11 protein-coding genes are annotated in these 17,709 nt (G+C 62.6%); 10 read left to right on the forward strand and 1 reads right to left on the reverse strand.

From position 1 onward, the window contains the following. The first annotated feature begins 44 nt into the window (after positions 1–44). The 10 genes from ACUXUR_RS24325 to metH all read left to right on the forward strand — a co-directional run bounded on the left by ACUXUR_RS24325 (position 45) and on the right by metH (position 16,927). Complete coding sequence (locus ACUXUR_RS24325; protein ID WP_445504923.1) at positions 45–1,922, forward strand: ABC transporter ATP-binding protein; 1,878 nt, start codon at positions 45–47, stop codon at positions 1,920–1,922. A gap of 13 nt (positions 1,923–1,935) precedes the next feature. Next, a complete protein-coding gene (locus ACUXUR_RS24330) occupies positions 1,936–3,684 on the forward strand; it encodes a M14 family zinc carboxypeptidase (protein WP_445504924.1) in 1,749 nt (582 codons plus the stop codon). Between the two features lie 68 nt (positions 3,685–3,752). Beyond that, positions 3,753–5,096 carry an erythromycin esterase family protein gene (locus ACUXUR_RS24335; RefSeq protein WP_445504925.1) on the forward strand — a complete coding sequence of 448 codons (1,344 nt, stop codon included), beginning with the start codon at positions 3,753–3,755 and terminating at the stop codon, positions 5,094–5,096. A gap of 1,105 nt (positions 5,097–6,201) precedes the next feature. Next, positions 6,202–7,854, forward strand: a complete 1,653-nt coding sequence (ettA, locus tag ACUXUR_RS24340) for an energy-dependent translational throttle protein EttA (protein WP_445504926.1) — start codon at positions 6,202–6,204, stop codon at positions 7,852–7,854. A gap of 294 nt (positions 7,855–8,148) precedes the next feature. Further along, complete coding sequence (locus ACUXUR_RS24345; protein WP_445504927.1) at positions 8,149–8,535, forward strand: hypothetical protein; 387 nt, start codon at positions 8,149–8,151, stop codon at positions 8,533–8,535. A 118-nt stretch (positions 8,536–8,653) separates the two neighbouring features. Beyond that, positions 8,654–10,132: an AMP nucleosidase gene (locus ACUXUR_RS24350; protein ID WP_445504928.1), complete on the forward strand. Its 1,479-nt coding sequence runs from the start codon at positions 8,654–8,656 to the stop codon at positions 10,130–10,132. A gap of 12 nt (positions 10,133–10,144) precedes the next feature. Next, on the forward strand, positions 10,145–11,026 hold the full coding sequence (locus ACUXUR_RS24355) for a DMT family transporter (RefSeq protein WP_445504929.1): 882 nt from the start codon (positions 10,145–10,147) through the stop codon (positions 11,024–11,026). Positions 11,027–11,161: 135 nt separating this feature from the next. Continuing rightward, positions 11,162–12,175 carry an ArsR/SmtB family transcription factor gene (locus ACUXUR_RS24360; RefSeq protein ID WP_445504930.1) on the forward strand — a complete coding sequence of 338 codons (1,014 nt, stop codon included), beginning with the start codon at positions 11,162–11,164 and terminating at the stop codon, positions 12,173–12,175. Further along, the gene (gene metF / locus ACUXUR_RS24365) at positions 12,175–13,080 is read left to right on the forward strand and encodes a methylenetetrahydrofolate reductase [NAD(P)H] (RefSeq protein WP_445504931.1); all 906 of its coding nucleotides are present in this window, start codon (positions 12,175–12,177) and stop codon (positions 13,078–13,080) included. Before ACUXUR_RS24360 ends, metF begins: the two co-directional genes overlap by 1 nt. Before the next feature lie 91 nt (positions 13,081–13,171). Then, positions 13,172–16,927, forward strand: coding sequence for a methionine synthase (gene metH / locus ACUXUR_RS24370; RefSeq protein WP_445504932.1), 3,756 nt, complete (start codon positions 13,172–13,174; stop codon positions 16,925–16,927). A 6-nt stretch (positions 16,928–16,933) separates the two neighbouring features. Here metH and ACUXUR_RS24375 read toward each other — a convergent pair whose 3' ends face one another. Continuing rightward, positions 16,934–17,701 carry an N-acetylmuramoyl-L-alanine amidase gene (locus tag ACUXUR_RS24375; RefSeq protein ID WP_445504933.1) on the reverse strand — a complete coding sequence of 256 codons (768 nt, stop codon included), beginning with the start codon at positions 17,699–17,701 and terminating at the stop codon, positions 16,934–16,936. Positions 17,702–17,709: the final 8 nt, after the last annotated feature.

Consider the following 17,709-nt stretch of genomic DNA (forward strand, 5'->3'; position numbering starts at 1 on the left):
AGCGCCGGCCCGAACGGGCCGGTGCCTCTTTCGTGAGTCCATCGATGCCGGATCAAACCTTCTCCCATTCATCGCAGCCGCTGCTCCGTGTCCGCAATCTTTCCGTGGAGTTCGGAAAGGGGCCGGACGCCTTTCGTGCGGTCAGGAACGTGAGCTTCGATGTTCAGCCGGGAAAGACGCTCGCCGTCGTAGGCGAATCCGGATCGGGAAAATCCGTCACGTCGCTGGCGATCATGCGTCTCACCGATTATTCCGGCGGGCGGATCGTCGGCGGAGAGGTTCTGCTGCGTCGTGACGAGGAAAAGGCCATCGATCTGGTGAAGGCCTCCGACGATCGGCTCCGGGCGATCCGCGGCAACGACATCGCCATGATCTTCCAGGAGCCGATGACCTCGCTCAACCCGGTCTTCACCATCGGCAACCAGATCGAGGAAGCCCTCTTTCTGCACGAGGGACTGAATGCGCGGGAGGCGCATCTGCGCGCGAAGGAGCTTCTGCAGAAGGTGCGCCTGCCGGACGCGGACAGGCTGTTGGAGCGCTATCCGCACCAGCTCTCGGGAGGCATGCGCCAGCGCGTGATGATCGCGATGGCTCTGGCCTGCAATCCGAAGCTCCTCATCGCGGACGAGCCCACCACGGCGCTCGATGTGACGATCCAGGCGCAGATCCTCAACATCATCCGCGACCTGCAGCAGGAGATGGGCACCGCCGTCATCTTCATCACCCACGACATGGGCGTGGTGGCCGAGATGGCGGACGATGTGGTGGTGATGTGGAAGGGTGAGAAGGTGGAGCAGGCGCCCGTGGGCGAGATCTTCGCTTCGCCGCAGCATCCCTATACCCGCGCGCTGCTCTCCGCCGTGCCGCGCCTCGGCAGTTTCAAGGGGCAGCCCTATCCGAAGCGCATGCCCGTCATGGTGCTGGATGGCGGCGCGCCGAAAGAAGTCGGCGCAGTGTACGAGCAGAAGACCGCCGATTACACGAAGCCTCTGCTTCAGGTCGAAAGACTGACCACGCGCTTCGATGTCGGCAAATCCTTCTTCGGCCGCGTGACGCACCGCGTCCATGCGGTGGAGGAGGTGAGCTTCGACATCTACCCCGGCGAGACCCTGGCGCTGGTGGGCGAATCCGGTTCCGGCAAATCCACCATCGGCCGCACGCTCCAGCAGCTTGTCGAGCCGACGAGCGGCACGGTGCGCTTCGATGGGCGCGACATGGCCTCCATGAGCCATGCAGAGCGCCGCCGTCTGCGGCAGGACATCCAGTATATCTTCCAGGATCCCTTCGCTTCCCTCGATCCGCGCCACAATGTGGGCTACAGCATCGCCGAGCCCATCGTGGTGCATGGCCTCATCAAGGATCGCAAGGCCATCGAGCATCGCGTGCATGAACTGCTTGAGCATGTCGGACTCCAGCCGCAGCACGCCAAGCGCTATCCGCACGAGTTCTCCGGCGGTCAGCGCCAGCGCGTGTGCATCGCGCGGGCGCTGGCGAGTGACCCACGGCTCATCATCGCGGATGAATCCGTCTCGGCGCTCGACGTGTCGATCCAGGCGCAGATCGTCAACCTGCTCATGGAGCTGCAGGAGAAGAAGGGGCTGTCCTATCTCTTCATCACGCATGACATGGCCGTCGTTGAAAAGATCAGCCATCGTGTCGCTGTGATGTATCTCGGCCAGATCGTCGAGCTTGGCACGCGCCAGGCAGTCTTCGAGAACCCGCAGCACTCCTATACGCGCAAGCTCCTCTCCGCCGTCCCGGTCGCCGACCCGCTCCGTTCCCGCATTCCGCCGCGGATTGAAGGCGAGATTCCGAGTCCGGTGCGGCCCGTGGGGCAGGAACCGCTCATCCATCGCATGCGCGAGGTGGAGCCCGGCCATTGGGTCGCGCTCGAGGCACAAGCGCTGCGGGGAGCGGCGTGAGCGGACTGACGGGATGACGGTTCTTCTCGACCAACGTTTTGAGCGCACGCTCGACCGCCTCGTCCGGGAATGGAGCAACGGCGATCATCGCGGAGACACGGTCGAGGTGTGGCTCTTCGAAGATGAAGAGCCTCGCCGCCGGGCTGAGGAGCGGCTTCTGGAGGCGGGGGTCAAGGCGCGCATCCGCAGCGCCTACAAGCCTCTCGTTCATGCCTTCCTCGAGGAGATCGACACCGGCGACCTGTCGCATGTCACCATCCGCTATCCGGTGCATGAGAGCGCCGATCCCGCCCGTTTTTTATCGGAAGCCTATCCGCTGCCGGCCTTGCTGGATGGGGTCGAGCTCGCGTTCGAGAAAGGTGATGCAGACCTCACCTATAAGGTGCGATGCGAATATCGTGACGGCCGTGTGATCGAGCATGCGGTGTTCGCGCCGAACCGCCTCCGTACCAACCATCTGGGGCAGGCGGACCTCGCATGCACGGGCTGGCTCAAGGCACCGGCGTTGCGCGATGGAGCGCCAGGCAGAGACGAGCCGTTGGAAACGGAGATCGAGCAGGTCTTCCATGCGGTGATGTTTGCTCTGATGACGCATGGCTGGCCGCTGCAGGAGCCTTACGCGGAAACGATTGCCATCGACGTCGCGATCCCAGGCATCGAGCGATCGCTGGGTTATGGCGACGAGGTGATGAGTACGCGCGAGGCATTGCACGAAGATCTCTACTTCTCCGTTCTCGAATGGTTTCACCATCAATCGGGCAGGCCGCTCGACGACCGTAGTCTGATGCCGGGACAGATCGTGCCGGATGTCCAGGCAGGCGAGGGCGATGCCCACGTGCGCGTGGCCTTACGCGCCTTCATGCCTCCGCAGGACGACGCACGACCTAAGCAGGATCTGGAAGCTGCCGATGCTGCTCCGGGGCTTGCCCAAATCGAACAGGAACTCGCTGCTTTGCCGGGCGAGGTTTTCGGATCGACCTCACGTGAGGGGCGGCCCGTGCGCGGCCTCTATCGGCGCGGAACGCGTCCCGCCGTTCTCGTCACGAGCGGGCAGCATGCCAATGAGACCTCCGGTCCCGTCGGCGCCTTCAGGGCGGTGCGGCGGCTCCTCGCCAATCCAGATTCCAACATCGCCTTCATCCCGGTCGAGAACCCGGATGGATACGCCCTGCATGGGCGGCTCTGCGAAAGTAATCCGCGTCACATGCACCATGCGGCGCGTTACACATCTCTCGGAAACGATCTGGAGCATGGGCCGGAAGAGCCGGTCTATGAGATCGGTGCGCGGCGAAAGGCATTGGAGTTGTCAGGCGCCCGGCTGCACATCAATCTCCACGGCTACCCGGCCCATGAATGGACACGACCCTTCACGGGCTATCTGCCGCGCGGCTTCGCGCAATGGGCGCTTCCGAAAGGCTTCCTTCTCATCCTGCGCTATCACCCGTCCTGGGAGACGACGGCACGAACCTTGATCGAAGCGGTCACGCGAGGCCTGTCGGCCGTTCCGGGGCTGGCCGATTTCACGCGCCGTCAGCTTGATCTCTGCGCCATCCATTCCGGCACAGGGCCCTATGAGATGATCAACGATGTGCCTTGCCTGCTGTTGGCGCAGGAGCGCCATCCCACGCCGCTCACGCTGATTACCGAGTTTCCCGACGAGACCATCTACGGCGAGGCTTACCGCTTCGCTCACACAGTGCAGATGGCGACGGTGATCGCGGCCGAGCAAGCCTTCGCCATCATGATGGAAGCTGTCGTCTGAGCCTGCCGGAACAGGAGACCTGAGCCGCCGTTAGTGGAGAAATCTCCTCCCTTCCTTGAGGTGCGACGATGGCCCGGTTTTCCTGGAAGCAAAATGAGAATGAAACCTCGATCAGGGAGGCCATCGGCGTCTTACGCGAGCATGGCGAGCCCCTGCCTCCCATCAAGGACGAGGAGGCCTTCGGCGCATTGTTCGATCGGTTCGCTGACGCCAAGGTCGTGCTGCTCGGCGAGGCGAGCCACGGCACCTCCGAATTCTACCGGGCCCGCGCTGCCATCACGCGGCGGCTCATCGAGCATCATGGCTTCACCATCGTGGCCGTGGAAGCCGACTGGCCCGATGCGGCGCGCATCGATGCTTACGTGCGCCATTGGCATGTTCCCGATACCGACGATGTCGCCTTCGAGCGCTTTCCCACCTGGATGTGGCGCAACGAAGAGGTCGCGGATTTCGTCAACTGGATGCGCGCCTACAACAAGGAGCGCGCCGAGGACGAGCGTGCAGAGTTCCGCGGGCTTGATGTCTACAGCCTCAACTCATCGATCCGCGCAGTGCTCGATTATCTGGACAAGGTCGATCCGGAAGCCGCCAAGGAGGCGAGGGGGCGCTATGGCTGCCTGAGCCCATGGCAATCGGACCCGGCGCGCTACGGCCGGGCCGTCCTCACCGGGCAGAAGAAGCCTTGCGATGAGAAACTGCTGCGCCAGCTGCAGGATATTCTCGACAAGCGCATGGAATATCTCGGGTCCGATGGCGGCGAGCAATTCTTCGACGCGGTGCAGAACGCCAAGATCGTCCACGCGGCGGAGCATTATTACCGCATCATGTATGAGGGCGCGACGGAGTCCTGGAACCTGCGCGATCGGCATATGTTCGAGACGCTCCAGAGCCTGCTCGCCCGCCGCGACGATGCCAAGGCAGTGATCTGGGCGCACAACTCCCATATCGGCAATGCCTCAGCCACCGCCATGGGCTGGCAGGGCGAGTTCAACATCGGGGAGCTTTGCCGCAAGGCTTATCGCGAGGAGGCCGTGCTCATCGGCTTCGGGACGGATCGCGGCACCGTGGCCGCCGCCGACGATTGGGACGAGCCGATGCAGGTGAAGAACGTCCTGCCGGCCCGGCCCGACAGCCATGAGCGCATTTTCCGCGATACGGGCCTCAAGTGCTTCCTCGCCGATTGGCGGGAAAATCTCCTCGACGAACTGAAGGACGCCCTGTCCCGCCCGCGCCTGGAACGGGCGATCGGAGTGGTCTACCGGCCGGAGACGGAGCTCTACAGCCATTACTTCGAGGCGATCATGGCCGAGCAGTTCGACGCTTTCGTCTGGTTCGAGGACACCCGCGCCGTCACGCCGCTCGCCCATGCCCATGGAAAGGGCATGCCGGAGACATATCCATTCGGGCTGTGAGGACGGACATCACCCGGACAGAGCGCGGCGGTAATCTGGAGGCCTCAGCGTGTGTTTGCCCCATCGGCCCCCTTGTCATGCCCGCGCTTGTCGCGGGCATCCACGTCTTGCGAGCCGCAGCGCTTCCAAAGACGTGGATCCCCGGCCCGAGGCCGGGGATGACGGGAGCTGAATTGAACCGGACGATGTTCTTGCTTTGTTCTTGACAATAAGCCTAGCCTTGGCTATATCTGGTGCTGTCCTGACCTGCCGGGGCGCGCTCGCGAGGCGTCGTAAGCTGCGGGGTCGGGAGCGGTCCCGTGCAGACGCTACACGCAGGCGACTGTGACGGGAGGCCCAGGCTGTGCAAGTCGGGCTCGGATCGGTCACAAGCCGCCCGCAGGTCCCTGGGACCGCTGCGGTGTCCGCTTGCGGCGGTTGACGGAGCCGGTGCCGCCTGTCCGCCTAAAAGAACCGTGCGCGAGGAGCCGTTCGGTTCCACGCTTCACCTCCCAGATCGAGCCGGACCGCTCCTCGCGCCCCCTCGACCCAGACCCCTCGGAACGCCACCGGCCCCGAGGCCAAAGGCGCAGGCTCTTTGACATCCCGCTTCCGGCAGCACTCTCCGATACTCGCACCCGTGTCATCCCCGGCGGTCCGAAACGACCGGGAAGGGGATCCACCTTCAAGAGCAGCGCCATGGATTCCCTTTCCCTCCGATGGTTGTCGCCATCTCCGGCTGGGAATGACACTCTTCATGGCCGTTCTGCTTTCCTGCCCTCTGCTCTCATCCTGAGGAGATCGCTTAAGCGATCGTCTCGAAGGAGGTTCCAGAATGCCCTGGATCCTCCTTCGAGACGCAGCCTCACGGCTCCTCAGGATGAGGGCAGCAGCAGGGACAGGCAGAGAGCACCGGCACGAGGCCGGTGATGACATTCAGCGGTTCGGACAAACGGAGGTGGGATCTGCTGAGCTTCTTGTCTGATTGTGCGGTTTTCGCTCAATCCCTTCTCACGGAAGGAAAGGGAAACAAGCAGCTTCACTTCCCCGCCTTGCCCCGGCAGGCTGCCCCTGCTAACTGACGGCCAATCCCTTTCAACCCGACTATCAAGCAGGACTTTTCGAAGTGTCCCGTCAGTTCATCTACCACATGCGTGGCCTCTCCAAGACCTATTCGGGCGGCAAGAAGGTCTTGGACAACGTTCATCTGTCCTTCTACCCGGACGCCAAGATCGGCGTGCTCGGCGTCAACGGCGCGGGTAAGTCGACCCTTCTGCGCATCATGGCCGGCATCGACACGGACTGGACCGGCGAGGCCTGGGTGGCCGAGGGCGCCCGCGTGGGCTACCTGCCGCAGGAGCCCCAGCTCGATCCGACCAAGAACGTCCGCGAGAACGTGATGGAGGGCGTGGCCGCCAAGAAGGCGCTGCTCGACCGCTACAACGAGATCGCCATGAACTACTCGGAGGAGACGGCGGACGAGATGACCCGTCTCCAGGACGAGATCGAGGCGAAGGGCCTCTGGGATCTCGATTCCCAGGTCGATCAGGCCATGGACGCGCTTCGCTGCCCGCCGGACGACTGGTCGGTGGACAAGCTCTCGGGCGGCGAGCGCCGTCGCGTGGCGCTCTGCAAGCTGCTGCTGGAACAGCCGGAGCTGCTGCTCCTCGACGAGCCGACCAACCACCTGGACGCCGAGACGACCGCCTGGCTCGAAGGCCACCTGCGCAATTATCCGGGCGCGATCCTCATCGTCACCCACGACCGCTACTTCCTGGACAACGTGACGGGCTGGATTCTCGAGCTCGACCGTGGCCGCGGCATTCCCTATGAGGGCAACTACTCGTCCTGGCTCGAGCAGAAGCAGAAGCGCCTTGAGCAGGAGGGCCGTGAGGAAGAGTCTCGCCAGCGCACCATCGAGCGCGAACGCGAGTGGGTGTCCGCTTCGCCGAAGGCCCGTCAGGCGAAGTCCAAGGCCCGTATCCAGCGCTATGAGGATCTCGTGGCGAAGGCCAACGAGAAGGGCCCGACCACCGCTCAGATCATCATTCCGATCGCCGAGCGTCTGGGCAACAACGTCATCGAGTTCGACAACCTCAAGAAGGCCTTCGGCGACAAGCTCCTCATCGACGGCCTCTCCTTCAAGCTGCCGCCGGGCGGTATCGTCGGCATCATCGGTCCCAACGGCGCCGGTAAGACGACCCTGTTCCGCATGATCACGGGCCAGGAGCAGCCGGACGAGGGCACCATCACCATCGGTGAGAGCGTAAAGCTCGGCTATGTGGACCAGAGCCGTGACACGCTCGATGCCAACAAGACGCTCTACGAGGAAATCTCGGGCGGCAACGAGGTGCTCTATCTCGGCAAGCGCGAGATCAATGCCCGCGCCTATTGCTCGGCCTTCAACTTCAAGGGTTCCGACCAGCAGAAGAAGGTCGGCGTGCTCTCGGGCGGTGAGCGCAACCGCGTGCACCTCGCCAAGATCCTGAAATCGGGCTCCAACGTGCTGCTCCTCGACGAGCCGACCAACGATCTCGACGTGGATACCCTGCGCGCGCTCGAAGAGGCGCTGGAGGATTACGCGGGCTGCGCCGTGATCATCTCGCACGATCGCTGGTTCCTCGACCGCATCGCCACCCACATCCTGGCCTTCGAGGGCGACAGCCACGTGGAATGGTTCGAGGGCAACTTCGCAGATTACGAGGAGGACAAGAAGCGCCGCCTCGGCACGGATTCCACGATCCCGCATCGGATCAAGTACAAGAAGTTCACGCGGTAAGTTTTTGCGTGAGTCCTTATCTCATCACAGGTGTGGGCGCGGGATCGGGCAGGAGCTCGCCCGCGCCTTTCTCATGCGAGGCGAAAGAATACTTTTAAAACTCACGCCCGCCGCAGAACGTCATCTATAGGCGTCAAAGTCCCTGTTTCTTTCACCATCCGCCCACAACGCTCGTTCTTCATCTCCAGTTCAGGCGGCGCCACCTATGATGAGATCATAGCTTGGGAACCTTGGGAACAAGGACGATCTTTGGATTTCAACGTCCAGAGCCTGTGTCCCGGATGGAGGGTCAAGATGTCTCGACTGAAGGCAATACTGGCTGCTGGCTGCACCGTTCTTGCGCTCGGCGGGGCGCTTGCAGCCTCGGCTCCGGCACAGGCCGGAGAACGCACGGGCCATTGGCGTGACGGTTCCTATGCGACGCCTTATGGCATCGCTCGTCCGTATTCCGATTATGGATATCGCCGTCATTCCTACTGGCGCCACCACAACAACGGCGGCGCCATTGCGGCCGGCGTGATCGGCGGCTTGGCGCTCGGTGCTCTTGCGGCACAGCCTGCTTACCCCACCTATTATTACGGCACGAGCGCCTATGCCGAGCCGTCCTGCTACACGGTCCGCCGCCGCTTCGTGGATCAGTGGGGCCGCTACGTCGTCCGGAGCGACCGGGTGTGCGAATAAATCTTCGAGGGCGCCGGGCAACCGGCGCCTTTTTCTTCGTTTCGGATGAGGTGGTTGGGTTTTGGGCAAAATCGGTGTATGACCCTTGAGGCACGAGACAAAAGATAGAGACGTTCACGTGCCAGCCGATCACACTGCAGCTTTTCAACCCGTTGCAACGCCTGAAGAAGCCGTCGAGAGGCTGATCCGGCTCCATGACAGCGCCATAGAGGCGCAACGCCACTGTCTGGAGCATTTCTTCGCGACGGGCACGCCCCCCACACCGCTTGAGCGTTCCCGCTTCCGCTATCCCGAGCTGAGACTCGATTACCGGGCGAGTTCCCTGCCGCCCGTGAAACAGCGCGCTTATGCGAAATTCCAGGGGCCGGGCGTCTATGCAACGACCATCACGCAACCGGCTTTCTTCAAGAACTACCTGCTGGAGCAGCTGAACTATCTCGTGCGTGATTATGGAGCCACGCTTGAGGTCGGCATCAGCGATCAGGAAATTCCCTATCCCTATATCTTCGAGCGTGGCGACGAACTGGGTCGCGGCGCGCATTCGGCCGCCGAGCTCGCGCAGCATTTTCCGACGCCGCTTCTCGCCAAGGTCGGCGACGAGATTGCCGACGGCACCTGGATCTTCCACGAAAACGAGCCGCGTCCGCTCTCGCTCTTCGATGCCGCGCGCGTCGATTACTCGCTGCGCCGTCTCGTGCATTACACCGGCAGCGATTGGCGCTGGGTGCAGCCGTGGATCCTGCTCACCAACTATCACCGTTATGTGGACCAGTTCATTCGCTGGGCCGTGAAGGAGCTGGCGCATGAGGATGGGCCCTACAGCAAACTTGTGCTGCCGGGTGGCGTCACGATCGAGCGCGGCTTGGATGAAGCGGTGGTGGAGGAACTGATCGCCTCATCGCCGTGGCACCGCTTTCAGATGCCGGCCTATCACCTGATGCGCAAGGACGGGCAGGGCGTCACTCTCGTCAATATCGGCGTCGGCCCGTCGAACGCGAAGAACATCACGGACCATCTTGCTGTCTTACGCCCGCATTGCTGGCTCATGGTGGGCCATTGCGGTGGGCTTCGTCAGTCGCAAGCGATCGGCGATTACGTTCTTGCTCACGGCTATCTTCGCCGCGACCACATTCTCGACAGTGCCGTGCCGCCGGAAATTCCGGTGCCGGCTCTTGCCGAAATCCAGGTCGCCTTGCAGGAGGCCGCCGTGCAGGTCACGGGCGAGCGCGGCGAGGAACTGAAGCGCCGCCTGCGCACCGGGACGGTCGTGACTTACGACGACCGCAACTGGGAGCTCCGCTGGAGCCAGGAACGGCGGCAGATCAATCTATCCCGAGCCATCGCGGTGGACATGGAAAGCGGCACGATTGCCGCGCAAGGCTATCGCCTGCGAGTGCCCTACGGCACGCTGCTTTGCGTATCCGACAAGCCGCTGCATGGCGAGATCAAGCTGCCGGGTGCGGCCAACGCCTTTTATGAGCGTGCCGTCAGCGAGCATCTCATGATCGGCCTGGCAGCCGTCAATATCCTGCGTGGTCAGCGAGCCTCCGTGCATTCGCGGAAGTTGCGCAGCTTCGACGAACCTCCGTTCCGCTAAGCAGCAGCTTCCATGTCCCGCGAAACGTTAGGCCTTGTTTTAGGCTTTGTCGGCATGTGCATTTTCGCCGGCACGCTGCCCTTCACCCATATCGCCGTCGAGCATTTGAGCCCGCTCTTCGTCACCACGGGGCGAGCGGCGCTCTCGGGGCTTCTGGCGCTTGCGACCTTGCTTGTGTTGCGCAAACCCTGGCCTGCGCCTCGGCTCGCCATCACCATCGCGCTCGTGGCGCTTTGTCTCGCTGGAGGTTTCCCAGGCTTCACGGCGCTTGCCATGAAGACCGTTCCGGCTTCCCACGGCGGTATCGTGCTCGGCATCCTGCCGCTTGCCACGTCCGCCATCAGCACGCTGATCGCCGGCGAGCGGCCAAGTCCGGCATTCTGGGTCGCCGCTTTCGCCGGTGCAGGCCTCGTGATCGGCTTCACCCTGCATGAGGGTGGCGGCTCGCTCGGGCAGGGAGATCTGTTCCTCCTCGCAGCGGCACTCTCTTCGGCGCTCGGCTATGTGATCTCCGGCAAGATCGTGCGCAAAGGAATGGCCGGGTGGGAGGTCATTTCCTGGGTGCTGGTGGTGGCCCTGCCGGTCACCGTGCCCGTGGCGATCTGGACCATGCCGGAGGATACTTCCGCTGTCCCTGCCTGGAGCTGGATCGGTTTCGCCTATGTGGCTCTCATGAGCCAGTATCTCGGCTTCTTCGCCTGGAATGCCGGGCTGGCGCTCGGCGGCATCGCCCATGTCAGTCAGGTCCAGTTGCTCCAGACCTTCGTGACGCTCCTGATCGCGGCTGTTCTCAACCGGGAGGCGATTGCCTTGTCGGCCTGGTTCGTTGCCGGGGCCGTCTGTGTCCTCGTGGTCACTGCCAACAAGGCCAAGGTCCGGCAATCCAAGGCTTAGCGCATTTTCGGCGAGTGAACGGCTGAGCCAAAGAAAAGAGCCGCTTCTACATTTGTGGGCGGCTCAAGCCTTCGCTTGCTCTCATCTCAAAAAAGATATAAATATATCTTTATATGTAAGAGCGAGTTTTGGCTCATGGCCGACAAGGAAGCTCCATCTCTGGATTTGACGCTGGATGTCCTGAGGGCAGCCGCCGAAGAGACGCGCCTGCGCATCCTGGCCCTGCTGGCGGAGGGCGAACTCTCCGTTTCCGACCTCACCGACATTCTGGGCCAGTCCCAGCCGCGCATCTCCCGGCACCTGAAGCTGCTCGTGGAAGCGGGGCTCGTGGAGCGGCACAGGGAAGGGGCCTGGGCCTTCTTCCGGCTCACCGATCGCGGCACGGCCCTGAAGATCATTCGACCGACGATCGAGAGCCTGGATCGGTCCGATCCGCAATTGCTGGAGGACCGTACCCGCCTTGAGGCCGTGCGCGCCCAGCGCTCTCAGGCAGCCCAGGCCTACTTCTCGCGGCTTGCGCCCGAATGGGATCGTCTGCGCTCGCTCCACGCGCCGGAAGCCGTGGTCGAGGCTGCGGTGCTCGACGCTCTCGGACAAAAGCCGATCCGCAACCTCGTCGATCTGGGCACCGGCACCGGCCGCATGCTGCAGCTCCTTGCTCCGCGCGCAAGGCGCACGGTCGGTCTCGATGCAAGCCATGCGATGCTCTCCGTCGCGCGCGCCAATCTCGAAAAGGCGGGCCTGCGCGGCATCGAGCTGCGCCAGGGCGATATCTATGCGCCGCCGTTCCCGCGCGACACCTTCGATCTCGTGATCATCCATCAGGTGCTGCATTACCTCGATGATCCCGCGCGCGCGATCCGCGAGGCGGCGCGTCTCGTTGCGCCCGGCGGGCGCATCCTCGTGGTGGATTTCGCGCCGCATAAGCTGGAGTTCCTACGCGAGGCGCAGGCTCATCGCCGTCTTGGCTTCGCACCTTCGCAGGTCGCTGGCTGGCTTGATGAGGCGGGCCTTGATTGCACTCTCACGAAAGAAATTGCTCCGCCCAGGAAGGGCGATGACCAATTGACCGTTTCCCTTTGGCTTGGACAGGACCGCCGCGTTGCAACGGATTGGCCTCTCTCCGAGCCCAGCAAAGAGGTTGCCTGATGTCGTCCATGACCCTTCGTCCCAGCAGGCAAGCCTCTTCTCCCATCAAAGTGTCCTTCGAGTTCTTCCCGCCGAAGACGCCGGAGATGGAAACGACGCTCTGGGCTTCCATCCAGCGTCTTGCTCCGCTCAATCCGCAATTCGTCTCCGTGACATACGGTGCTGGCGGCTCCACGCGCGAACGCACGCATGCCACGGTCTCACGCCTCGTGAAGGAAACGCATCTCAAGCCTGCCGCGCACCTGACCTGCGTGGCGGCAACGAAAGATGAGGTGGATGGCGTCATTCGTTCCTATTGGGATGCGGGCGTGCGCCACATCGTGGCCCTGCGCGGCGATCCGGCTGCCGGCATCGGCACGGCATACGAGCCGCATCCCGGCGGTTATCAGCAGACTTGCGAGCTCGTGGCGGGCATCAAGGCCATTGGCGACTTCGAGGTGTCCGTCTCCGCTTACCCTGAGAAGCATCCCGAGGCCGCTTCGCTCGACGCCGATATCGATGTGCTGAAAGCGAAAGTGGATTGCGGCGCGGACCGCGCCATCACTCAGTTCTTCTTCGATAACGATCACTACTTCCGCTATCTCGACTGCGTTCGCGCGCGCGGCATCAATATCCCCATCGTGCCTGGCATCGTGCCGGTTCAGAACTTCAAGCAGACAGCAAATTTCGCGGCCAAGACCGGCGCCAGCGTTCCCGATTGGCTCGCGGCCCGCTTCGAGGGGCTCGACAACGATGTGGAGACCCGCAAACTCGTCGCAGCTGCCGTTGCCGCCGAACAGGTGATCGACCTCGTCGACCGCGGCGTGAACGAGTTCCACTTCTACACCATGAACCGCGCCGATCTCGTCTATGCGATCTGCCATCTGCTTGGCCTGCGCGATCAGAGTGTGAGGGCGGCCGCTTAAGTTTTCATGTCCGGCCTGGCCGGGCATCTGCATTTGCCATGCGCTGCATGGATGGCCGGATGCTCAATCGGCCGGATGGAAAGAGACTGTAATGATCGTGTTCGACCCTCGTCCCGCCAATGGTGCTGAAGTCCTCAAGGCACTTCGTGAGACTGCCTCCAAGCGCATTCTTGTGCTCGACGGTGCCATGGGCACGGAGCTTCAGCGCTCGCGCTTCTCGGAAGAGGATTTTCGGGGCGAACGGTTCAAGGACTGGAAACACGACGTCAAGGGCAACAACGATCTCCTGATCCTCACGCAGCCGGATGCCGTGCGCAACGTGCATCTCGATTACTTCCGCGCAGGCGCTGATATCGTCGAAACTAACACCTTCTCCGGCACCTCCATTGCCCAGGCCGATTACGGGATGGAGGAGATCGTCTATGAGTTGAACTATGAAGGTGCGCGGATTGCGCGTGAGGCCGCGTTGATCGTTGAGAAGGAGGATGGCCGCCGCCGCTTCGTGGCCGGCGCCATCGGTCCCACGAACCGCACGCTTTCCATTTCGCCGGACGTCAACAATCCAGGCTTCCGTGCCGTGACCTTCGACCAGGTGCGCGATGCTTATGCCGAGCAGGTGAGGGGGCTTGTCGACGGCGGTGCGGAGATCATCCTGATTGAGACGATCTTCGATACGTTGAATGCCAAGGCGGCCATCGTCGCCACGCATCAGGTCTTCGAAGAGAAGGGCGTGAAACTCCCGATCATGATTTCGGGAACGATCACGGACCTTTCCGGCCGCACGCTCTCGGGCCAGACACCGACGGCCTTCTGGTACTCCATGCGCCATGCTGAGCCTTTCTCCATCGGCCTCAACTGCGCGCTCGGTGCGCGCGAGATGCGCGCGCATATCCAGGAGATCGGCAAGGTCGCCGACACCTTCGTCTGTGCCTATCCCAATGCGGGCTTGCCAAACGAGTTCGGCCTCTATGACGAGAGCCCCGAGGCCACTGCTCGCATGATCGCGGAATTCGCGGATGCTGGTCTCGTCAACGTGGTCGGCGGCTGCTGCGGCACCACGCCTGCGCATATCCGCGCTATTGCCGAGGCCGTTGCCGGCAAGGCGCCGCGACAATTGCCGAAGATGGCACCGCTCATGCGTCTCTCGGGCCTCGAGCCGTTCACGCTCACGTCCGACATACCCTTCGTGAATGTCGGCGAGCGCACGAACGTCACGGGCTCCGCCAAGTTCCGCAAGCTCGTCACCAATGGCGACTATGCTGCTGCTCTCGATGTGGCGCGCGATCAGGTGGCGAATGGCGCACAGGTGATCGACATCAACATGGACGAGGGCCTGCTCGATTCCGAGAAGGCGATGGTGGAGTTCCTCAACCTCGTCGCGGCCGAGCCCGATATCGCCCGCGTGCCGGTGATGGTGGATTCCTCAAAGTTCCACGTCATCGAGGCGGGCCTCAAGTGTCTCCAGGGCAAGGCCATCGTGAACTCGATCTCCATGAAGGAGGGAGAGGAGGCCTTCATCGAGCACGCGAAGATCTGCCGCTCCTACGGCGCGGCTGTGGTTGTCATGGCTTTCGATGAGCAGGGCCAGGCCGATACGCTGGAGCGCAAGGTCGAGATCTGTACGCGGGCCTACAAGATTCTCACGGAAAAGGTGGGCTTCCCGCCAGAAGACATCATCTTCGATCCGAATGTGTTTGCGGTCGCTACCGGCATTGAAGAGCACAACGGTTATGGCGTTGACTTCATCGAGGCGACACGCATCATTCGTGAGACGCTGCCGCATGCTCATATCTCGGGCGGCGTATCGAACCTCTCATTTTCCTTCCGCGGCAATGAGCCGGTGCGCGAGGCGATGCATTCGGTGTTCCTCTTCCATGCCATCAAGGCCGGCATGGATATGGGCATCGTGAATGCGGGTCAGCTCGCCGTCTATGACGAGATTGATCCCGAGCTGCGCGAGCTGTGCGAAGATGTGGTGCTCAATCGCCACCCTGATGCGACGGAGCGTCTGCTGGAAGCGGCACCCCGCTTCAAGGGCGACGGTGCGGGTACCTCAAAGGCAGCCGATCTCGAGTGGCGCTCCTGGCCCGTCGAGAAGCGCATCGAGCATGCCCTCGTCAACGGCATGACCGAGTTCATCGAGCAGGATACGGAAGAGGCGCGCCAAGCCGCCGAGCGTCCACTCCACGTCATCGAGGGACCTCTGATGGCAGGCATGAACGTGGTCGGCGATCTCTTCGGCGCCGGAAAGATGTTCCTGCCGCAGGTGGTGAAGTCCGCCCGCGTGATGAAACAGGCCGTGGCCTATCTCATGCCTTTCATGGAGGCTGAGAAGAAGGCATCAGGCCTCGATGAGCGCTCCGCTGCCGGCAAGGTGCTGATGGCAACCGTGAAGGGCGACGTGCATGATATCGGCAAGAACATCGTCGGCGTGGTTCTCGCCTGCAACAATTACGAAGTCATCGACCTCGGTGTGATGGTCCCTGCGCAGAAGATCCTGGAGACCGCCCGCAAGGAAAAGGTGGATGTGATCGGCCTTTCCGGCCTCATCACGCCTTCTCTGGATGAGATGGTGAACGTGGCGAGCGAAATGGAGCGCGAGGGCTTTGATATTCCGCTTCTCATCGGCGGCGCCACCACCAGCCGCGTGCACACGGCGGTGAAGATCCATCCAAACTACCACAAGGGACAGGCCGTCTATGTGACGGATGCGAGCCGCGCGGTCGGCGTTGTCTCGTCGCTGCTCTCGCCCGATACGCGCGAGGCTTACATCGAGACGCTGCGCGGCGAATACCGCAGGGTCGCCGATGCCCATGCGCGCTCCGAGGCCGATAAGCAGCGCCTAGCCATCGAGAAAGCCCGCGCCAACAAGCTGAAGCTCGATTGGGATTCTTACTCTGCAACCAAGCCCACCTTCACCGGTGCGCGCGTGTTCCGCAGCTACGATGTCGGCGAGCTTGTCCCGTATATCGATTGGACGCCCTTCTTCCAGACCTGGGAGCTGAAAGGCCGCTTCCCGGCGATCCTCGAAGACGAGCAGCAGGGCCTAGCGGCGCGCCAGCTCTGGGAGGACGCGCAGGCGATGCTCAGGCAACTCGTCGAGGAGCGCTGGTTCAACCCGAAGGCGGTGATCGGCTTCTGGCCCGCCAATGCGGTGGGCGATGACATCCGCCTCTACACGGGCGAGAGTCGCAGCGAGACGCTTGCCACTTTCCACGGTCTGCGTCAGCAGCTCTCCAAGCGCGATGGCAAGCCGAACCTGTGCATTTCCGATTTCGTCGCGCCCGCTGATAGCGGCAAACCCGATTGGATCGGCGCTTTCGTGGTGACCTCAGGCATTGAGGAAGTGCGAATCGCCGAGAAGTTCGAGCGTGCGAATGACGATTATCGCTCCATTCTCGTGAAAGCTCTGGCCGATCGTCTTGCCGAAGCCTTTGCCGAGCGCATGCATGAGCGTGTGCGCAAGGAGTTCTGGGCCTATGCGCCGGATGAGAACCTTAGCAATGAAGAGCTCATTCGGGAGGAATATCGCGGTATCCGTCCTGCTCCCGGCTATCCTGCGCAGCCCGATCATACCGAGAAGGCGACGCTATTTAGCCTGCTCGAAGCTGAACGGCGTATCGGCGTGAGCCTGACGGAGTCCTATGCCATGTGGCCCGGCTCCTCCGTGTCCGGTCTCTACCTTGCGCATCCGGAGGCTTATTATTTCGGCGTAGCGAAGGCAGAGCGCGATCAGGTGGAGGATTACGCGATGCGTAAGGGCATGAGCGTGCAGGAGGTTGAGCGCTGGCTCAGCCCAATCCTCAACTACGATCCGGCAAGCTACAGGCCGATGGCAGCGGAGTAGGATCGATTAGGCGGCCGCCGCAGACGGTCGCCTGGCGATCAGATCACGCAGGGTCGTGATGGTGGAGGCATCCGCCACGCCGTCCACGCGCTCGGGGCGGAAATGGCGCTGGAACGCGGCGACCACCTTTTCCGTGTCTTCATCGAACACGCCAGTGATCTTCAGGCCATAACCATACATGACGAGCATCGCCTGAAGCGCCTCGATGGGCATGCCCTGATCGCCACGCGAGAAAAAGCGTCCGTCACTCAGAGTGGCTGGCGGCACCCAATGGCCGATGCCGACCTCGTACAGGCGCTTCCAGGGAAAGATCTCGCCGGGATCGACTTTGCGACCGGGCGCGACATCCGAATGACCGAGCACGCGGGTCGCCGGAATGCGCCAGCGGGTTACGATGTCTTTCGCGAGCGCGATCACGCTTTCGATCTGCACATCGGGATACGGGGGAAGGCCGCCGGGATGGCCAGGGTTGGCGATCTCGATCCCGATGGAGCAGGAATTGATATCCGTCTCACCATCCCAGTTGGATACGCCCGCATGCCAGGCGCGGCGAGACTCCGGCACGAGCTGCAGCACGCGTCCGTCGCCGAAGACGAAATAGTGCGCCGAGACCTGCGAGACCGGATTGCACAGCCATTGCAGGGCCTCGCCCTCGTCCGGCATGCCCGTGTAGTGCAGGATCAGCATGTTCGGGCGCTGTCCGTCTTTCCGCTCCCCGTGATTGGGTGAAGGAAACACCTTCGCGGCAACAGGGCTTTCGGGGGAAAGGGACACGCTCATAC

Source organism: Microvirga medicaginis, assembly GCF_052658925.1.

What these genes read in the sequence shown, in the direction of transcription:
- ACUXUR_RS24325 (WP_445504923.1), top strand. Translation starts at nt 45, where the DNA reads ATGCCGGATCAAACCTTCTCCCATTCATCGCAGCCGCTGCTCCGTGTC.
- ACUXUR_RS24330 (WP_445504924.1), top strand. Translation starts at nt 1,936, where the DNA reads ATGACGGTTCTTCTCGACCAACGTTTTGAGCGCACGCTCGACCGCCTC.
- ACUXUR_RS24335 (WP_445504925.1), top strand. Translation starts at nt 3,753, where the DNA reads ATGGCCCGGTTTTCCTGGAAGCAAAATGAGAATGAAACCTCGATCAGG.
- ACUXUR_RS24345 (WP_445504927.1), top strand. Translation starts at nt 8,149, where the DNA reads ATGTCTCGACTGAAGGCAATACTGGCTGCTGGCTGCACCGTTCTTGCG.
- ACUXUR_RS24355 (WP_445504929.1), top strand. Translation starts at nt 10,145, where the DNA reads ATGTCCCGCGAAACGTTAGGCCTTGTTTTAGGCTTTGTCGGCATGTGC.
- ACUXUR_RS24360 (WP_445504930.1), top strand. Translation starts at nt 11,162, where the DNA reads ATGGCCGACAAGGAAGCTCCATCTCTGGATTTGACGCTGGATGTCCTG.
- metF (WP_445504931.1), top strand. Translation starts at nt 12,175, where the DNA reads ATGTCGTCCATGACCCTTCGTCCCAGCAGGCAAGCCTCTTCTCCCATC.
- metH (WP_445504932.1), top strand. Translation starts at nt 13,172, where the DNA reads ATGATCGTGTTCGACCCTCGTCCCGCCAATGGTGCTGAAGTCCTCAAG.